The organism is Gordonia sp. LMA167, assembly GCF_058130025.1.
Genome location: NZ_CM176708.1, coordinates 838,108 through 854,799, shown reverse-complemented (window position 1 = coordinate 854,799; position 16,692 = coordinate 838,108). Strand labels below are relative to the sequence as shown.

Below are 16,692 nucleotides of genomic sequence, written 5' to 3'. Positions count from 1 at the left end.
TCGGGCCGCGTCAGCCGGGCAGCAGGCTGGCCTGGCCGATCACGATCGACACCGAGCCGTCCTTGCGGACCCTGGTCCCGGCCGCCGGATCCTGATCGATCACCTTGCCGTTGTCGGAACTGGTGATCGGGACGTTGCGGTTGGAGCGCGTCAGGGTGCTGTCCTCCCACCCCGCGGCCGTCAGCGCCGCCCGGGCCTGTGCCGGTGTGCGGCCCCGCAGATTCGGCATCACGAACATGTTGCCTCGCGACACCACGATCTGCACCGTCGCGCCCTGCTCCACCGTGGCTCCGGCGGCGGGCGAGCTGCTCACGACCTGACCGGCCGGGAGTTCGGAATCGCCGGCGACACTGACCACCTTCAGACCCACCTGCTCGAGCACCGTACGCGCGGCGTCCTCGGACTGTCCGGTGACGTCGGGGACGGTGATCTCCTTGGGCCCGTTGCCGACATGCACCACCACCGCGCCGTTGACCGGTGCTTCTGCGCCGGTCGGCGGGGTCGTGTTGACCACCTTGTCCTTGAGCTCCCCGCTCGAGTCGACCCGGTCGGTCTTCACATTGGAGAAGCCGAGAACCCGCAACTCCTCGGTGGCCTCGTCGGGTGTCTTGCCCCGCAGATCCGGCATCTGGTGGCGTTGCGGCCCGCTGGAGATGTAGAGGGTGATCTCCGCACCCTCTGTCGCCAGCACATTCTCCGCGGGTGCGGACCGGGTTGCCGAACCGGCGGGAACGTCCAGGCTGGGTTCCTCGAGTTCCTTCACCTTGAAGCCGGCCTTCTCCAAACTGTCGTGAGCCTGCGTGGACGGCAGTCCCACCACTGTCGGCACCGGTACCTGCTGCGCCGAGTCCGAACTCCACGGCGACCAGAGGAATAGTCCGGCCACCACGACGACGATCGCCGCGATCGCGCCCAGCAGCAGACCGCGGTACCGACGTCGGCGCGGCCGCGCGTCATCACCATCGTCGTCGCGGCGATGTGAGGTGACCGGGCGCCGCGGACCGGAATCGGTGAGCAGCGACCGGCGGGGCGCCGCGTCGATGAACTCGGTCCGATCCTCATCCGACAACAGCATCGGAGCCGACGGCTTTCCGCCGGCGAGCACCTTGATCAGGTCCGAACGCAGATCGTTCGCCGACTGGTAGCGATTGGCCGGGTTCTTGCTCATCGCCTTGAGCACCACCGAATCCAGCTCGCGTGGGATCTCCGGGCGGATCGACGACGGCCACGCCGGGTCCTCGTGGACGTGCTGGTGGGCCACGGCGACCGGGGAGTCACCGGTGAACGGCGGTTCGCCGGTCATCAGCTCGAACAGCACGCAGCCCATCGAGTAGATGTCGCTACGTGGATCGACTTTGATGCCGCGCGCCTGCTCCGGCGAGAGGTATTGAGCTGTGCCCATGACCGCCGACGTCTGCGTCATCGTCGACGTCGTGTCGCTCATGGCACGCGCGATCCCGAAATCCATCACCTTCACGGCGCCGGACTTGTCGATCATGACGTTCGCCGGTTTCATGTCGCGATGCACGATGCCGTTGCGGTGCGAGAAGTCCATCGCCGCAGCGACGTCGGCCATCCAGGTCATGGCCTGCCGAGGTGACACGGGGCCGTTTGCGCGCAGCACGTCACGCAGAGTGTCGCCGTCGACGTACTCCATCACGATGAACGGCAACGGACCGTCGTCGGTCTCGGACTCTCCGGTGTCGAAGACCTGCACGATCGTCGGGTGATTCAGCTTGGCCGCATTCTGTGCCTCGCGACGGAAGCGCAGATAGAACGTGGGGTCGCGGGCGAGGTCGGCGCGCAGCACCTTGATCGCGACGTCGCGATGCAGCCGGAGATCGCGTGCGAAATGCACCTCCGACATCCCGCCGAATCCGAGCGTCTCTCCGAGCTCGTAACGGTCGGACAAGTGGTGCGGCGTCGACATCACCTTGGCCTCACCATCTTTCGCTGATCCGGTCGTCTCGACGACCGGCCGGTGTGCCTGCCCTGGCCGCCATCCGTACCGACACCCCATCCATTATCGGCCAACTCATCCGCCCGTCAGCCCGGGAATGGTGAACGTCGGGAAGACGGGATTGTCGGCGGTCGGGGCACCCGGATCGGTGGTGTCGGGCGTCTCGGTGGTGGGTTCCTCCGTGGTCGTGGTCGGCTCTTCGGTCGTGGTGGTGGTGGTCGTGGTGTCCTTCTTCTTCGTCTTCGTCGGCTCCGGGGCCTGCTCCTCGGTGGTGACCTCGGGCTCGGCGGTGGTCGTCTCGGTGATCGTTGTCGTCGACGACGTCGCGGGCACCCCCGGCGAAGACGAGTTCAGGTTCAGCAGCCAGTAGCCGATCAGGATGAGCGCGGCGAGCAGCAATGCGCCGGCCACGCCGGCGAGTACCTTCTGACCGGTGGTCCAGCTGTTGTCGTCGGCCGGCGGCACCGGGCGACTCGGGGGCCTGCTCGTCGTGCGCGCGGTCGACGGCTGCGTCCCGGGAGCCGGCCCGGTCATGGCGCGCGTCGCCGTCGGGCGCATCGCCGCGGCCGCCGCACCGGCCGCACCCGCAGCTGCGGCACCCGCGATCAGCCCGGGGCGTGGCGGGCGGTGGCCCGCTCGTACCGCGGCGACGGCGTCGGCGAACTCGCCGCCGTTGGTGTAGCGCTGTTTCGGGTCCTTCGCGAGCGTGATGTCGATGAGCTCGCGCACGTTGGCCGGCACGCTGGTCGGCAACGGCGGAGGTGTCTCCCGGATGTGCTTCATCGCGACCGTGATCGCACCGTCGCCGAGGAACGGCCGACGACCGGTCAGTGATTCGTAGCCGACCACGCCGAGCGAATAGACGTCGGACGCGGCGGTCGCCTCGTCCCCGGTGGCCTGCTCGGGCGAGATGTACTGGGCGGTGCCCATCACCATGCCGGTCTGGGTGACCGGCGCCGAGTCGACGGCCTTGGCGATGCCGAAGTCGGTGATCTTCACCTGGCCGGTCGGCGTGATCAGGATGTTGCCCGGCTTCACGTCGCGGTGCACCAACCCCTTGGTGTGCGCGGCCTGCAGGGCCCGCCCGGTCTGTTCGAGCATGTCGAGCGTGTTGGTCAAGGACAGCCGACCCATGCGTGAGATGACCGAGTTCAGGGGCTCGCCGTCGACGAGCTCCATCACCAGATAGGCCAATGGCTCACCGCCACCGCGGTCCGGCGTCTCGCCGTAGTCGAAGACGTTGGCGATGCCGGGGTCGTTGAGCTTGGCGGTCGTCTGCGCCTCGGCGCGGAACCGGGCGGTGAACTCGGGGTCGTGGGTGTATTCGGCCTTGAGAACTTTGACCGCCACCCGTCGATTGAGACGGGTGTCGAGGCCTTCCCACACCTGGCCCATGCCACCGGTGGCGATGAGACGCATCAGTCGGTAGCGATCGGCGATCGTGGTGCCGCTCTGCAATGTCATCAGCTTGCACCTCCCACCAGCGCGTTGATCACGGCCCGTCCGATCGGCGCCGAGACCGCGCCGCCCGTCGAGGCCGGTCCCGGGTCGCCGTTCTCCACCACCACGGCGACCGCGATCTGCGCGTTCGACGACGGTCCGAACGCGATGTACCAGGAGTACGGGGTCTCTGATTCGACGTCGGAGGTCGCCGAGTGCTCGGCGGTACCGGTCTTCGACGCGATCGACAACGCCCCGCCCGCACCCTGCGTGCTTCGCTCGGACTCCATCATCAGCGATGTCAGGGTGGCGGCCTGATCCGAGCTGATCGGTTCGTTGATGGTGGTCGGTTGGGTCGTCTGCAGGGTACGCAGGTCCGCGGCCTGCAACTTGTCCACCAGGTAGGGCTGCATCCGGACGCCGCCGTTGGCGACGGTGGCGGCGACCATCGCCATCTGCATCGGCGTCACCCGCACGTCCCGCTGCCCGATGGAGGCCTGGCCGAGCGCGGCGAGATCGGGGATCTCACCGATCGTCGATTGCGTCACCGGCAGCGGGGTGTCGGGTTGCTTCTCGTCGAGGCCGAAGCGCTGCGCGGTCTCACTGAACACGGTGATCGGGTCCTTCATCTTCGAGGTCGTCAGATCGACGAATGCCGTGTTGCAGGAGTACTTGAACGCCTGCAGGAGCGACACGGTGCCGCCGGACGATCCCGGGCATGTCTCGCCGCCGTAGTTGCTGAGCGACGTAGTGGTGTCGGGCAGGACGATCGATGGCGCGGCGGTCAGCCGGACGTCGGGGGTCAGCCCGTCCCGCAGCGCCGACGCGGTGGTGATCACCTTGAACGTCGATCCGGGTGGGTAGAGCTGGTTGATCGCACGGTTGAGCATCGGCATGTTGATGTCGCCCGGCTGATTCCAGGCGGCCCAACTGCGTTCGCGCACATCCTGATCGTGACTGGCCAACTTGTTCGGGTCGTAGCTCGGCGTCGACGCCATCGCGAGGATCTTGCCGGTGTTCGGCTGCAACGCGACCACCGCGCCTCGGCACCCGCCCTGGCATCCGTTGCGCAGACCGTCATAGGCGGCGCGCTGCACGCGCGGCACGATGGTGCTGACCACGTTGCCGCCGCGCGGATCGCGGCCGGAGAACATGTCCATGAACCGCTGACCGAACAGGCGGTCGTCGTTGCCGTTCAGGATCGAGTTCTCGTACAGCTCGAGTCCGGCGCTGCCGTACTGGAACGAGTAGTACCCGGTGACCGGTGCGAATGCCTGAGCACCGTTCGGGGGATAGGTGCGCAGGAACTTCAGCCGACTGTCGGTGGGCACCGACACCGCGATCACCGAACCGCGGTCGGCGGTGATCGAACCCCGTTGGCGCGCGTACTCGTCGAGCAGCACCCGGTTGTTGCGCGGATCGGACCGCAACGCGTTGGCCTTGAACACCTGCACGTAGGTGGCATTGGCGAGCAGCGCGATGACCATCACGATCACCGCGACCGACACCCGCTGGATCTGCTTGTTCATCGGCGCACCGCCTGGGTGGGCAGCGAGTCGATGCTCTTCGGTGGTTGCCGCCGGGTCGGGTCGGGTTCGCGTGCGGCGTTCGAGATCCGGATCAGCAGCGCCACCAGGATGTAGTTCGCGAGCAGCGAGGATCCGCCGTAGGACAGGAACGGTGTGGTCAGGCCGGTCAGCGGGATCAGTTTGGTGACGCCGCCGACCACCACGAACACCTGGACCGCGATGGTGAACGACAGTCCGGTCGCCAGCAGCTTGCCGAAACTGTCGCGCACGGCGACGCCGGTGCGCAGGCCGCGCATCACGAAGATCAGATACAGCATCAGGATCGCCCCGAGACCGACGAGCCCCAACTCCTCACCGATCGTCGCGATGATGAAGTCGGTGTTGGCGAACGGGACGATGTTGGGTCGACCCGATCCCAGACCGGTGCCGAACAGACCACCCGTCGCCAGGCCGAACAGGCTCTGCCCGATCTGATACCCGGCGCCGTCGAAGTCGCTGAACGGATCCCGCCAGATCTCGACCCGCACCTGCAGGTGGGCGAACAGCTGGTAGGCGACGAACGCGCCGATGATGAACAGGGTTATGCCGAGCACCAGCCAGCTCGACCGACCGGTGGCGACGTAGACCATCGTGAGCATCGTCGAGAAGATCAACAGCGAGCTGCCCAGGTCGGAGGAGTAGGCGAGCACTGCGATCGAGACGAACCACGCCGCCAGCAGCGGACCCAGGTCGCGGGCGCGGGGGAAATCCATCCCCAGGAAGTGCTTGCCCGCGGTGGTGAACAGATCACGCTTGGACACCAGGAATGCCGCGGTGAAGATGATGATGAGGATCTTGGCGAACTCGCTGGGCTGGATCGAGAAGAATGGCGTGATGATCCAGTTCTTCGATCCGTTGATCTCCGACATCGACGACGGCAGGATCGCCGGGATGATCAGCAGCAGAAGGCCGCCGAGGCCCATCGTGTACGCGTACCGCGACAGGGTGCGGTGATCGCGGACCAGGATCAGGATCGCGGAGAACACGATGATGCCCAGCACCGCCCACAGCAACTGCTGATCGGCGTTGTGGGTGACGTCGCTGTCGTTGATGGACTCGCCGGTGGGGCCCGTGCCGAGGTCGAGGCGATGGATCAGCACCAGCCCGAGCCCGTTGAGGACCGCGACGATCGGCAACAGCAGGGGATCGGCGTGTGGGGCGTAGCGACGGACCACGAAATGGGCGGCGCCGAACAGCGCGATGTAGGCCAGCACGTACTTCAGCAGGGCCCAGGTCAGGTTCTGCTCCTGTGCGGCCTGCACGATGATCAGCGCAACCGTCACCAGGCCGATCGCGAACGCGAGCAGCACCATTTCGGCGGTGCGCCCGGTCTGCTCGGGTGGCTGGCGCGGCGGGGCGTGGACGGGTGCGGACGATTGAGTCATCTAGTGGCCCCGACAGATCTTGTTGCCGTCGCTGTCGTACTGCGGCGGTGCCTGAGGTGACGTCGTGGTCGAGCTGGTCGCCGAGCTCGCCGGCGGCGCACTGGCCGGCGCGGGACGCGCGGATGTCGGGGTGGGCGCCGGTGCAGGGGCCGGCGCGGGTGTGGGGGCCGGCGCCGGTGGCGGCACCGGATTCGGGCACAGCGGAAGGAAATTGAGCTGCTCGACCCGGTCCTGGGCGTCGGCGAGGGGCATGTTCCGGATCGAGTTGTTGACGACGGCGTTGCGGTCGAGTTCGGCCAGATCAGAGGTCTGCAGCGGGGTGCAGGTGTCGGAGGTGTTGTACTCGACGAACGCGACCTGCGGACGTTCCTGGTCGAGCCCGGTGACGCACACGCTCTCATTGGCCGAGCTGAGGTCGATGAACAGCACCTTGTCGGGGGAGCCCTGGTAGACCACCACGTCGCCGTCGACCTCACCGACGAAGTAGCTGTTGCGCACCATCGCCCGGGTCACGAAGAACCCGGCGATGAGGATGGCGATGATGGCGACGGTGACTCCGGCGAACACCCAGCGTCGCCATGGTCGGCGCGGTGGCTCGTCGTGGTCGTCGTTGATGATGGCGGGCCGCTGCGGCTGCGAGGGCGGTGGGCGCAGGGCCGCTGCACGACCGGCAGCGGTCGCGGGGTCGGGGGTGTATCCCTCGTCGTCGTGACCGGCGGCGCCGCCGACGATGGGTCGCGAATCGCCGTACTCGTCGTCGACCACATCGGCGACGATGACGGTCACGTTGTCGGGGCCGCCGCCACGGAGCGCGAGTTCGATGAGCCGATCCGCGCACTCCTTGTGGTCCGGGATCGAGCCGAGGGTGTCGGCCAGGGTCTCTTCGCTGACCACGTCGGACAGGCCGTCGCTGCACAGCATGTAGCGGTCGCCGGCGCGGGCCTCCCGGATGGTGAGGGTCGGCTCGACCTCCTGACCGGTCAGCGCCCGCATGATCAGCGAACGCTGCGGATGGGTATGCGCCTGTTCGGCGGTGATGCGTCCCTCGTCGACGAGGGTCTGCACGAAGGTGTCGTCGCGGGTGATCTGTGTCAGCTGACCGTCGCGGTACAGGTAGCCGCGGGAATCGCCGATGTGACACAACCCGATCCGGTTGCCGGCGAAGAGGATGGCGGTCAGTGTGGTGCCCATGCCGTCGAGCTCGGGCGAGTGATGGACCTGGTCGGCGATCGCCGAGTTGCCGTTATGGGTGGCGCGGTCCAGTTGGGCCAACAAGTCGCCGCCGGGTTCGTCGTCGTCGAGGGTCCGCAGCGCCTGGATCACCAGTTGGCTGGCGACCTCACCGGCCGCGTGTCCGCCCATTCCGTCGGCGAGCGCGAGCAGCCGGGCACCGGCATACACGGAATCCTCGTTGTTCGACCGCACGAGACCTCGGTCGCTTCGCGCGATATAGCGCAGTACCAGGGTCACGGGCGCAGCTCGATCACGGTCTTGCCGATACGGATCGGCGTGCTGATCGGGACCTTCACCGCCGTCGTCACCTTGGACCGATCGAGATAGGTGCCGTTGGTGGACCCGAGGTCCTCGACGTACCAGTCGTCGCCGCGGCGCGAGAGCCGTGCGTGCCGTTCGGAGGCGTAGTCGTCGGTGAGGACCAGCGTCGAGTCGTCGGCCCGGCCCAGCAGCACCGGCTGGGCGCCCAGCGTTATGCGCGTGTTCGCGAGCGCGCCTTGGGTGACCACCAGGTAGCGGGCCGACCCTCGGGCGGACGTGCGTGCGCCCGAGCGTTCGCGCTTGTCGCTGCGTGTGTAGCGCGCCAGACGACTGCCGCCGGCGGTGGCGATGTCGGCGCGCAGGGTGCGAATGACCGCATACACGAACAGCCAGAGCAGCAGCAGGAACCCGAAACGGGTCAGCTGCAGCACCAAGCCCTGCATTAAGTGTTCACCTCCAGCGCCATCACCTCTGGCCCGCTCGTTCCACCCCGGGCGCCGGTCGTAGAAACGGACCCGACTGCATCTTATGGGCAGAGCACGGTTTCGCCGGCATTGAGATGTGACAGTTCAGTATCAACGCCCGGCCTCCAGGTGGAGACCGGGTGAATGACCGGTGACTACTGGAACCGAACGGTGATGTCGGAGTGGCCGACACGGATACGGTCGCCGTCGGCCAGTTCCCAGCTGCTGACCTGCAGGTCGTTGACCGTGGTGCCGTTGGTCGAGTTCAGGTCGGTCAGCATCGCGACGGACCCGTCCCAGCGGATCTCCACGTGCCGACGCGACACGCCGGTGTCCGGCAGACGGAACTGCGCGTCCTGGCCGCGGCCGATGATGTTGGAGCCCTCACGCAGCTGGAAGGTGCGGTTGCTGCCGTCCTCGAGCAGCAGGGTGATGGCGGCGGGGGCATAGCCAGCCGGACGTCCGTAGCCCTGGTCGTAGCCCTGCTGGTAGCCGTAGGTCGGCTGGCCGGCGTAACCCTGGTCGTAGCCGCCCTGCTGGTAGTCGTACCCGCCCTGGCCGTAGCCCTGGTCGGCGTAGCCCTGGTCGTAGCCGCCCTGCTGGTAGGCCTGGTCGTATCCGGGCTGTGCGTAGCCCTGCTGCGCGTACGCCGGGTCGTAGCCCTGCTGGCCGTAGGCCTGGTCGTAGCCGCCCTGCTGGTAGTCGTAGCCACCCTGCTGGCCGTAGCCCTGTGCCGCGTAGCTCGGGTCGTAGCCTGGGCGGCCGCCCTGCTGGCCGTAGGCCTGCTCGTAGCCTTGCTGATAGTCGTAGCCACCCTGCTGGCCACCCTGGTCGTACGCCGGGTCGGTGCCCCTGCGCTGGTCGTATCCGGGGTTGTTGGTCATCTTCGGGGCTCCTACTTGTCCTTGTCGGTGTGCACTTTCTGGGTGCTGCTCTGCATCTGGTCGGTGCTGGCCGGGCGAGGTGGGCCGCGGCGTGATGTCCGGATCAACCGTTCCGCGGGCGCGGAAAATCCCGGTATGTAGCGACGGCGCCTCGTCGAACTCTACGACGACGCGCCCATATGTTTGCCACCCGTTGTCGGAGATGAAGTTCTCGAGGTGCTTGGAGAACGTCTTCCGGTTCAACTCGTATTCGGCCGCAAGGTGCTTGTAGTCGGTGGAGCTGAACAGCAACGAATAGCTGTTCGGAGCGAGGATCGCTCCGTCACCGAGGTCTCGCAGACCCTCCTGTGCCTCGCGCTGCAGCCCGTTCTCGATCTCCTGCGGGGCGACCTGGCCACCGAAGACACGCGCGAACCCATCATCGACAGCTCCCTCGAGCTTTCGTTCAATTCGTTGCAGAATGCCCACCGGCGACCCTCCCTTCGCGGCTTGGTGCACACGGGCGTGGCGTGTCGCCGTGCGTATGGCCTTGATAGATGATACCGATTTTGACCATTAAGCCGGGGTTCGCGTCAATGCAGCAACGTAAGCAACATCAGCCTCACCGACGTTGCGAGTCTCACTGTACTCGCGATGTTGCCCCTGACCAGCGCTTTCACATGTATTTCCGATCACGAATCAGTGGATCTGTTCGGTGAACATGTCGTGATGTCGACGACGCGGGTCTCCTCCGTGGCGCGGGACGTCTCGGGCAGCGCGAGTTGTCGACGACCCGCGTGACCCGACCGGACCCGCGTGACCCGACCGGACCCGCGTGAACGGCGTTTTGCTTCCGGGCGTCCACCCTTGCTATCGTCTTCCAGTCTCACGCAGACAGCCACGGGCGAGTGGCGGAATGGCAGACGCGCTGGCTTCAGGTGCCAGTGTCCTTCGGGACGTGGGGGTTCAAGTCCCCCTTCGCCCACCACGAGCTTTCAGCTCAGACCGATGTCAAGGGTCAGGTTGCACTCAGCGATCTGGCCTTTTTTCGTTGCGCAGGCAGGATTCCCATTATTCGAGCCTGACGTGCGTGATTTCCAGAAATTCGGTCGATCTCGCCGAAAAGATCGTCCAAATGGTGGAGTCGCGGTGATTAAGCAATTGTTACGCTGGCGACGGAAATGAAAAGGAAATAGTATTTGGAAAGGTGGAATCGAGTATGCGTCGTCTCGTCGGAACCGCAACCGTGGCCGCAGCGGTGGGGGCCGCAGCCATGATCTCCCCGGCCATTGCCGCGGCCGCGCCGGACACCGGCAGTCTGGGGCAGGGGTCGTGCGCGAGCGTGTCGGCGGAGAACCAGACCAACGGGTGGGGGAACACCTTCTCCGACGAACAGGGCCAGGCCGGCACATACTCTGCGACGACGGTCGTCGACAAGGACGGCTCGCTGGAGCTCAAGACCGATGCGCAGACGCCGCGGAAGGCGTCGTATCACTCGGCGAACAAGGTCAAGTTGGCCCAGGTCGTCGGCACCCCGCTCACCTTTGAAAGCAAGGGCGGCAACGCCAACTGGCAGATCCGGGCCACCGGCGCCAACACCGGTAGCAGCGACGGATTCGTGACGTTCGTATGGAGTGCGAACCACGAGAATGCCGCCAAGAACGACGCCACCAACTCGGATCAGTGGTGGGCGACGCGTGATCTGGGCAGCAATCTCCCGCGCGGCAAGAAGGGGACTCTGCAGGAGCTCGCGGCAGCGGCCGGCGGGAACACCGTCGTCGACGACTACGGCGTCTCCAGTCAGCCGGGCGGCAGCGGTGACCTCGTGCACGTCGACAATGTGACGTTCAACGGGTGTACCACCAACTTCATGAAGTCGGCGTCGAACAGCGGGTTCGGATCACTCGACAACCTCCTCCCGTTCTGAATCTCGAGGAAATAGAAAAAGCAGGCCCCGATTTCGGGGTCTGCTTTTTTATTCGACAGGTACGTATTGGCAGGTTTTCACTATTTGTCCGACCTGCTCGACAGACGCCTCGACGAGGCATGAGGGCACGTGACACCCGGGGGGAGGCGATGACGTTGATCTCGACACCCGTCCACCCTGGTGGGACGATTGACCAACGTCCATGGAGGTCGCGATGAGCAAGGAATCCGGTCCCGTTCCACGCCACATCGAAACGCCAGACGGCACGAGGATCGCCGTCTGGCGAACCGGCTCGGGGCCGCCCTTGCTGTTGGTGCACGGATCCATGTCGGATCACCGACGGTGGCGGATCACGAAGTACCTCACCCCGCACCGCAGCGTCTACGCGATGGATCGGCGGGGCCGCGGCGGCAGCACGGACGGTCCGGTGTGGTCTCCGGATCGTGAGGTCGACGACGTTGTCGCGGTGGTGGAGGCCCTTGCCGCCGGATCGGGCGGGCCGATCGATGTGCTGGGTCATTCGTTGGGCGGCTATCTGGCCCTGCGAGCGGCGTCGCGCACCACGAAGATGCGGCGCCTGGTGCTCTATGAGCCGGCGATCATCGAGGAACCTCAGCCGGCGAAGCTGGTGGCGAGAATGCAGCACGCCGTTGACGACGGACGCTACGAGGACGCCGTGGATCTGATGTTGCACGAAGTGCTTCACATGCCTGACGTCGAGATCGCCGCGCTACGAGCGCAACCCAGCTGGCCGGCGCGGGTCGCCACGGCGCCGACACTACCCCGTGAGGAGAGCGTCAGTCTGGTACTGCGGCCAGGGGAGGCCGCCGCGGTCCAGGTGCCGACATTGTTGATACGCGGTGGCGACAGCCCGAAGTTCCTGCAGCACGCCGTCAACATGGTCGCCGCCGCCCTGCCCGCCTGCCGAGTGGTGACCCTGGAAGGCCAGCAACACATCGCCGATCAGACCGACCCCGAGACGTTCGCCGACATCGTGGTGGAGTTCCTCGTCGGCGCGAGGTGATGGCCTCTGGTTGTGGCAACGGATGGCCCGCCGGTGCCGGCGCACAGGTCCGCGAGAGGCTGCGCACAGCAGCACACAGCGAAACCCGACGGCCGACCACCGGCGTGAACGGGTGTGTGAGACTGGTGGCCTCAGACCAGCCCGAGCGCGTGCAGGATCTGATAGATCTGGTACAACCCGATGATGGTTTCAATCGATCCCATTGTGTCCCCCGACATCTCGTGATTTGTTTGTGACGCCACCGCATGAACACGGCGACAAGATCGACCCTAAGGCCGCGGCCCCGTCGGCGCGACCCGGAGTGACGACCTTCACCGGATGTTCATCGGCCCGAGAACCGCACACCGCAAAGGACTTCGATGTCGAACTCGCTCGCCGCCACCGCCATGGACCTGGTCCAGCGTCGCACGCTCTTGCCACGCGCGGTCGAGGATGCGGTGTCCGGACGCGGCCGCGACGTCGCCGGGCTGACGGTGGTGGTCACGGGGGCGTCCGCCGGGATCGGCCGGACGGCGGCGACACAACTGAGTCGACGCGGTGCACAGGTGATCGCCGTGGCGCGCCGGGAGAGCGAACTGCGTTCACTGTCAAACGAAACCGGCTGCGAATACCGCGTCTGTGACCTGATGAACCAGGACGCGATCGCCGACCTGGTGACCGACCTCGCCGACCACTCGGTCGACGTCCTGGTCAACAACGCCGGGCATTCCATCCGACGATCGATCATCGACTCGACCGAGCGTCTGCACGACTACCAGCGCACGATGCAGCTCAACTACTTTGCCTCCGTACAGCTCAGCCTCGGGCTGCTGCCCGGGATGGTCGAGCGGGGCCGTGGCCAGATCGTCAACGTCTGCACGTGGGCACTGTTGGCCAACACATTCCCGAGGTTCTCCGCCTACGCCGGGTCCAAGAGTGCCCTCGCGATCTTCGGGCGCAGCCTGAACGCCGAGCGGCCCCATCCCGAGGTCTGCGCGACGAACGTCCACTTCCCGCTCGTTCGCACCGAGATGATCGCGCCCACAGTCGAATACGACGACGTGCACGCGCTGAGTGCGGACGAGGCGGCTCGCTGGATCCTGCGAGCCATCACCCACCGGCCGAGTGCTGTCGCACCGGCGGTCCTGCGAGCTCTGCTGCCCGCGATGGACTACCTCGCCCCGACTGCCGCGGACCGGGCCATCGCGTCGCTGACGTAGGAGATCCCTCTCCGTGAGGAGCGAGGGTGGGTGTCCATCCGGTCAGTGAACACCCCCGACACGGCGACGGACCGGGCCATCGCGGCGATGTCCCGGCCCTCGCCGTTCTGTCGAGCAGGTGTCCTGCCGCGGATCACCGCACCAGCGACGCGTAGACGAGGTAGTTCTCCTCGGTCGCCCGACCGTGATCGAGGAAACACGTGACCAGGATCAGCCTCCCGGGCACCGGCTTCCACACCTCGTCGTAGCGGTCGAGATGCCACTTGTCGTACGTCGCGGTGGCGTCCACCCGATAGGTCCGGGTGCCGGTGGTGGTCGCGAGCCGGATCTCTGCGCCCGGCTGCACCCGCTGGAGCGGGGTGAACACCCCGTCGCCGGTGTGAATCGCATGCCCGGCGATGTAGACGGTGTCCGCCGAGCCGGGCTTGCCGCGCTCGGACCACCACCACGCGTCGCCCTCGGTGGGTGGATCGATCTCGTCGGTCGCGACGATCGGTTTGACCGCGGCGTCGACCTGCACCGACGGCACCGTGAGGTGGATCGGATCGCCGATCGGCGCGGTCCTTGCCGCCGACGTCTCGGTGCTGCCGGAAAGGATCTGGGCTGGTTTCACCGTCCCTTCGCTTGGGCCGCATGCGGTGAGCATCAGCAGGCCGGCGGCGATCGTGATCAGAATGACGAACAGTGCGGCGAATCGACGTGTCTGCATGACTTCTCCCTGTGGCGTCCGACGATCAGCGAATGGGCCGGCGGAAGACCGCCACGGCTGCGCCGCTGCCGATGATCAGTCCGATGAGGCCGCCGGCAACTCCGGCGCCGCCCACAGAGCGCTCGTCACCGGTGTCGAAGGTGGGGCGGTCGGATGTGACGTGCGGGGTCGGCGCCGGCGTTTCCGGCACGACGGTGAGAGTCACGGGAGGCTTCGGGCACTCCGGATCCCCGGCGTTCTCGTCGCACGGGGTGGCTATCGGCTCGCAGTTCGGGTCCTCACTGTTCTCGACGCATTCGTCGCCGCCACCCGCACCGCCGTTGTCGTCGTCCGTGGGGTTCTCGTCGCCGGTGCTGTCGTCACTGTTGTCATCGGTCGTGGTGTCGTTGCCGGGGGGTGTGTCGGCGTCATCGTCCTGGGGATCAACCTGATCGTCGGCGTCGCTCGGAGCGACGGGGCCGATCGGGTCGACCTCTTCTTGAACGACGCCGAGGCCCGGCTCGAACTGCTGAGCCGGCGACTCTGCGAAGGCGATCCCCGCGCCCGGTCCGATCAGTGCGGCGGCGACGGCCGACCCCAGGATCAGGCGGCGGGTGGTGGTGTGGAAGGTGGTGTTCATGGCTGACTCCTGAAGGCTGCGAGGCCGACCGTTTCGGCCTTCAGGGGTAGGAGTCCGCCGCACCCACAGGTGCAACACTTTCCACGAAAAGAACTTCGGGATCTACGAAAGCGCAGGTCACTGCGCCCGCGGAGCGTCAGTCGATCTGCGGACCTGCGGGATCCGTCGACGGCCCGCACGCCGCGGGCGGACAGTTGCTCATACCGGGATCGGGCGCCGGCGGAACAACGGGCGCAGCCGGATCCGGGACACCCGGAACGGGTGCGGGCGGAACCGAATCGTCGGGCGCGGGGGACACCGGAGCTGCCGGGGGGCGCACGGCGCCCGAGGGCTGTGCCGAGGCCGAGGGCACTGGCGGTGAGGGTTCGACCGGCGCCGACAGCTCCGGCGGCACCGCAGGCGTCACCGGCGACCGCTCGAAGACACTGGTCGTCGGTACCTCGCGCTCCAACGGTGGCGGTGCCACCGACCGGATCCCGGCGGTCGTCTGCGGTGCGGGTTCAACAGTCTGCGAATCGTCGACGACAGGAGTCGGGTCCGGATCGTCGCTGCCCCGTACGACGAGCGCGGCCAACAACCCACCCGCGACCAGCATCGCCATCACTGCCGCGGTCACCCACATCCACCACCGGGGACCGGCACGCTCGGCCGGTGGGTAATCCCACGCGGGCTGGCCGTCGATCATCGTCGACGTCGGCGGCCCCGCCGTCGCGCCCGCGGTCTGGCCACTCATGGTCACCGGTTCCGGCACGAACTCGGCGGCGTGCGCCTCGCCGGCGTTCTGTGTGTACGCGGTCAGCACGGGGTGGGCGTCGCTGATCACCCGATCACGCAGCGCGACGGGCACTGCCATCATCGGGAGCGCCACCAGGATCGCTGCCGGGGTGAACCGCTTGCGCCGTTCGCCGGTGCAGGTCGGGCAGCCGTCGACGTGTTTGGCGATCCGTTTGCGCCACAGCGGTGTGAACACGCCGTCCCAGGGTGCGAGGAGGGCGGTCAGTTCGTCGCACCCTTCACCGCCGGCCCGTGCGACGAGCAGCGTGCCCAGACTGCGCTCCAACGCCTTGCGGCTGCGTGAGGTCAATGCGGTGACATGCGAAGCCTTGACTCCGAGGACCGCGGCGATCTCGCCGTTGTCGAGGTCATGCCGCAGACTCAGCTCGATGACCTCGCGATCTTTCGGGGAGAGTCCGTCGAGGGCCGAACGCACCAATTCCTGCACCTCGCGTCGGTGCAGGTCATCGTCGGGTGCGTCGTCGGTCGCGCGGTCATGCCATTCCTCGAACGCGGTCTCTCGCTTCGTGCCGCGCAGGTCTCGCAGACATTCGGACCGCACGATGGCGTACAGCCACGGCCGCAGCCGCGTCGGGTCGCGGAGCTGGTCGATCCGTGCCGCCGCGATCATGAAGCTGTCGTGAGTGACGTCGGCGGCCCGGTCCCGACTGCGGACCATCGAGTAGGCGAAGGTGTGCAGCGCGGAACCGTAGCGGTCGTAGGCGGCGCCGAGCGCGGTCATGTCGCCGGCGCGCAGCGCCGCCACGATCACAGCATCCGGCGGCGGTCCGCCGGTCTCGAGTGGTGCGGACATCTCGGTCTCCTGAGCCCCGACTTCGGGGCCTCGCATTCGTAGTGGCATCGCGGTGCGACCGCCCGTTCGGATCACGACCTTCGTCGAAATCCGACCGGGGCCGTCGGCACCAGGAGTCCCGAACCCACGTGAATGCAACACTTCCGCGTCCGGAAGGCCGGCGCACGCCGACAGCACGGATGTTGTTGAGCAGCGGTATCTTTCGTTAACGTAACGAACCGCAAGGTGTCCGCGCGAGAAGAATAAGCGAAATCCAGACTGTCACTGCGTCATTGGAGTCAGCACGGAGACCGCCATCTCCGGACGCCCGAGGGCGTGGATGGCCTGGCGGTGAGGCCTACCAGAGGAATCCCCAAACAGCACTGAGAATTCCGTGCACGAGATTTGCGACCAGGATGAACATGGGTGACACCTCCCTTCGACGAGCAGTGGCACCCGTCCAAGTGTAATCC

General features: G+C 66.8%; 13 protein-coding genes and 1 tRNA gene. 4 read left to right on the top strand and 10 right to left on the bottom strand.

Going from position 1 to position 16,692, the window contains the following annotated elements; genetic code table 11:
• Nucleotides 1-10: 10 nt before the first annotated feature.
• From pknB to ACVT6V_RS03815, 7 genes are all read right to left on the bottom strand, one after another.
• Nucleotides 11-1,930 carry a Stk1 family PASTA domain-containing Ser/Thr kinase gene (gene pknB / locus ACVT6V_RS03845; RefSeq protein ID WP_489898492.1) on the bottom strand — a complete coding sequence of 640 codons (1,920 nt, stop codon included), beginning with the start codon at nt 1,928-1,930 and terminating at the stop codon, nt 11-13.
• A 105-nt stretch (nt 1,931-2,035) separates the two neighbouring features.
• Entirely contained in the window at nt 2,036-3,424 is a 1,389-nt protein-coding gene (locus ACVT6V_RS03840) for a serine/threonine-protein kinase (RefSeq protein ID WP_489898491.1), read from the bottom strand.
• Nucleotides 3,424-4,929 (bottom strand): peptidoglycan D,D-transpeptidase FtsI family protein, encoded by a 1,506-nt coding sequence (locus ACVT6V_RS03835; protein WP_489898490.1) that lies wholly within the window; start codon nt 4,927-4,929, stop codon nt 3,424-3,426. Before ACVT6V_RS03835 ends, ACVT6V_RS03840 begins: the two co-directional genes overlap by 1 nt.
• Nucleotides 4,926-6,353, bottom strand: coding sequence for an FtsW/RodA/SpoVE family cell cycle protein (locus ACVT6V_RS03830; protein ID WP_489898489.1), 1,428 nt, complete (start codon nt 6,351-6,353; stop codon nt 4,926-4,928). The genes ACVT6V_RS03835 and ACVT6V_RS03830 overlap by 4 nt, the downstream gene beginning before the upstream one ends.
• Entirely contained in the window at nt 6,354-7,823 is a 1,470-nt protein-coding gene (locus ACVT6V_RS03825) for a PP2C family protein-serine/threonine phosphatase (RefSeq protein WP_489898488.1), read from the bottom strand.
• The gene (locus ACVT6V_RS03820) at nt 7,820-8,290 is read right to left on the bottom strand and encodes an FHA domain-containing protein FhaB/FipA (protein ID WP_489898487.1); all 471 of its coding nucleotides are present in this window, start codon (nt 8,288-8,290) and stop codon (nt 7,820-7,822) included. Before ACVT6V_RS03820 ends, ACVT6V_RS03825 begins: the two co-directional genes overlap by 4 nt.
• Nucleotides 8,291-8,466: 176 nt before the next feature.
• A complete protein-coding gene (locus ACVT6V_RS03815; RefSeq protein WP_489898486.1) occupies nt 8,467-9,663 on the bottom strand; it encodes an FHA domain-containing protein in 1,197 nt (398 codons plus the stop codon).
• Nucleotides 9,664-10,076: 413 nt separating this feature from the next.
• Between ACVT6V_RS03815 and ACVT6V_RS03810 the strand changes: the two genes are divergently transcribed.
• From ACVT6V_RS03810 to ACVT6V_RS03795, 4 genes are all read left to right on the top strand, one after another.
• Nucleotides 10,077-10,162: transfer RNA gene (locus ACVT6V_RS03810), tRNA-Leu, on the top strand.
• A gap of 231 nt (nt 10,163-10,393) precedes the next feature.
• Complete coding sequence (locus ACVT6V_RS03805; protein ID WP_489898485.1) at nt 10,394-11,101, top strand: hypothetical protein; 708 nt, start codon at nt 10,394-10,396, stop codon at nt 11,099-11,101.
• A 214-nt stretch (nt 11,102-11,315) separates the two neighbouring features.
• Nucleotides 11,316-12,125 (top strand): alpha/beta fold hydrolase, encoded by an 810-nt coding sequence (locus ACVT6V_RS03800; RefSeq protein WP_489898484.1) that lies wholly within the window; start codon nt 11,316-11,318, stop codon nt 12,123-12,125.
• Between the two features lie 359 nt (nt 12,126-12,484).
• Nucleotides 12,485-13,324 carry an SDR family NAD(P)-dependent oxidoreductase gene (locus ACVT6V_RS03795; protein ID WP_489898483.1) on the top strand — a complete coding sequence of 280 codons (840 nt, stop codon included), beginning with the start codon at nt 12,485-12,487 and terminating at the stop codon, nt 13,322-13,324.
• Between the two features lie 133 nt (nt 13,325-13,457).
• Here ACVT6V_RS03795 and ACVT6V_RS03790 read toward each other — a convergent pair whose 3' ends face one another.
• From ACVT6V_RS03790 to ACVT6V_RS03780, 3 genes are all read right to left on the bottom strand, one after another.
• Complete coding sequence (locus ACVT6V_RS03790; RefSeq protein WP_489898482.1) at nt 13,458-14,033, bottom strand: class F sortase; 576 nt, start codon at nt 14,031-14,033, stop codon at nt 13,458-13,460.
• Nucleotides 14,034-14,058: 25 nt separating this feature from the next.
• The gene (locus ACVT6V_RS03785) at nt 14,059-14,652 is read right to left on the bottom strand and encodes a hypothetical protein (protein ID WP_489898481.1); all 594 of its coding nucleotides are present in this window, start codon (nt 14,650-14,652) and stop codon (nt 14,059-14,061) included.
• Nucleotides 14,653-14,788: 136 nt separating this feature from the next.
• Nucleotides 14,789-16,240, bottom strand: a complete 1,452-nt coding sequence (locus tag ACVT6V_RS03780; RefSeq protein ID WP_489898480.1) for an RNA polymerase sigma factor — start codon at nt 16,238-16,240, stop codon at nt 14,789-14,791.
• Nucleotides 16,241-16,692 lie beyond the last annotated feature (452 nt).

What these genes read in the sequence shown, in the direction of transcription:
- pknB (WP_489898492.1), bottom strand. Translation starts at nt 1,930, where the DNA reads ATGTCGACGCCGCACCACTTGTCCGACCGTTACGAGCTCGGAGAGACG.
- ACVT6V_RS03840 (WP_489898491.1), bottom strand. Translation starts at nt 3,424, where the DNA reads ATGACATTGCAGAGCGGCACCACGATCGCCGATCGCTACCGACTGATG.
- ACVT6V_RS03835 (WP_489898490.1), bottom strand. Translation starts at nt 4,929, where the DNA reads ATGAACAAGCAGATCCAGCGGGTGTCGGTCGCGGTGATCGTGATGGTC.
- ACVT6V_RS03830 (WP_489898489.1), bottom strand. Translation starts at nt 6,353, where the DNA reads ATGACTCAATCGTCCGCACCCGTCCACGCCCCGCCGCGCCAGCCACCC.
- ACVT6V_RS03820 (WP_489898487.1), bottom strand. Translation starts at nt 8,290, where the DNA reads ATGCAGGGCTTGGTGCTGCAGCTGACCCGTTTCGGGTTCCTGCTGCTG.
- ACVT6V_RS03805 (WP_489898485.1), top strand. Translation starts at nt 10,394, where the DNA reads ATGCGTCGTCTCGTCGGAACCGCAACCGTGGCCGCAGCGGTGGGGGCC.
- ACVT6V_RS03800 (WP_489898484.1), top strand. Translation starts at nt 11,316, where the DNA reads ATGAGCAAGGAATCCGGTCCCGTTCCACGCCACATCGAAACGCCAGAC.
- ACVT6V_RS03795 (WP_489898483.1), top strand. Translation starts at nt 12,485, where the DNA reads ATGTCGAACTCGCTCGCCGCCACCGCCATGGACCTGGTCCAGCGTCGC.
- ACVT6V_RS03790 (WP_489898482.1), bottom strand. Translation starts at nt 14,033, where the DNA reads ATGCAGACACGTCGATTCGCCGCACTGTTCGTCATTCTGATCACGATC.
- ACVT6V_RS03785 (WP_489898481.1), bottom strand. Translation starts at nt 14,652, where the DNA reads ATGAACACCACCTTCCACACCACCACCCGCCGCCTGATCCTGGGGTCG.
- ACVT6V_RS03780 (WP_489898480.1), bottom strand. Translation starts at nt 16,240, where the DNA reads ATGTCCGCACCACTCGAGACCGGCGGACCGCCGCCGGATGCTGTGATC.